The organism is Streptomyces sp. WM6386 (assembly GCF_000972385.1).
Lineage (GTDB): Bacteria > Actinomycetota > Actinomycetes > Streptomycetales > Streptomycetaceae > Streptomyces.
The window spans coordinates 1-1,179 of record NZ_JXTE01000200.1 but is presented as its reverse complement, the minus strand read 5'-3'; the positions used below and the strand labels follow the sequence as shown (position 1 = coordinate 1,179).

Annotated in this window: 2 protein-coding genes; both read left to right on the top strand. The window is 69.1% G+C overall.

Going from position 1 to position 1,179, the window contains the following annotated elements:
• A partial coding sequence (locus tag TN53_RS40720) for a cupin domain-containing protein (protein WP_063776300.1) occupies nt 1-531 on the top strand: 531 nt, incomplete at its 5' end.
• A gap of 15 nt (nt 532-546) precedes the next feature.
• Nucleotides 547-1,179 (top strand): DegT/DnrJ/EryC1/StrS family aminotransferase (locus TN53_RS40715; RefSeq protein WP_046263920.1); only part of this gene is annotated, 633 nt, incomplete at its 3' end.

The following is a 1,179-nucleotide window of genomic DNA, read 5'->3' as shown; positions in this document are numbered from 1 at the left end:
GGTCAGGGGCGAAAGCTGATCACCAAGGCGCAGGAAGTGACCTTCAAGGCCACAAAGGAACACGGCTCCGCGATATCGATCTTCGAGGTGGTCGTACCGCCCGGATTCGATGTCGGGGCGCATGTCCACAGCGATGCGCAGGAATTCTTCTACGTCCTGGAAGGGGAGCTCCAGCTCCTGGCTTTCGAGCCGACCCGGCGCACCGAACAGGACTGGCACGAATGGGAGTCCCCCGACGGGGACAAGGCCGTCCGTGCCACCGAGGGTGCCTCCATGTTCGTGCCCTCCGGCACCCCGCACGCCTTCAGGAACGCCTCCGACGAACCGGCGCGCATGTTGTTCCAGTGCTACCCGTCTCCCGTTCACGAGCTGTACTTCGAGGAGATCGCGGAGATCTGGGCGGCCGGGGGCATCAACCCCGACGCCATCGACGAGATGCGCAAGCGCTACGACGTCAGCCAGATCACCCCGCAGCGCTACCAGCCGCCTGCCCTTCTCGATCCCCAGTCCTCCGAACCGCGCGGAGCGTAATCAGAGATGAGCGACATCGAAAAGATCCCCCTGGTCTTCGCGAGCCTCGGGGAGCAGGAACTGGCCGCCGTCGCCGAGGTGTTCGCCTCCGGCTGGGCGGCGGGCCAGGGACCCAAGGGACAGGCCCTCGAGGCCCAGCTGAAGGAACGTTACGGGGCCGGTGACGCGGTCGCGGTGAGCAACTGCGGCGCCGCCCTGCACCTGGCGATGCTCGCGTTCGGCGTGCAGCCGGGCGACGAGGTCATCGTCGCCGACTACACGTTCCCCGCCCCCGCTCACGCGGTCCGCTACGTCGGCGGGACCCCGGTCTTCGCCGACGTCCGCGCCGACACCGGCACCGTGGACCCGCAGTCGGTGGCGGACCTCGTCACCTCCAAGACCGTGGGCATCATCGCCGTCGACACCGTCGGCCTGCCCGCCGACTACACGGAACTTCAGGCCATCGCCGACCGGCACGGGCTGTTCCTCATCGAGGACGCCGCCTGCGCGGTCGGCGCCACCTACCAGGGACGCGAGGCGGGCTCGCTGGCCGAGGTGGCCTGCCTGTCCTTCCACGGACGCAAGGGCGCCACCAGCGGCGAGGGCGGCGCCTTCATCGCCACCGACCCGGCCATCGGCGCGAAGGCGCGGCAGCTGTCGGCCTTCGGC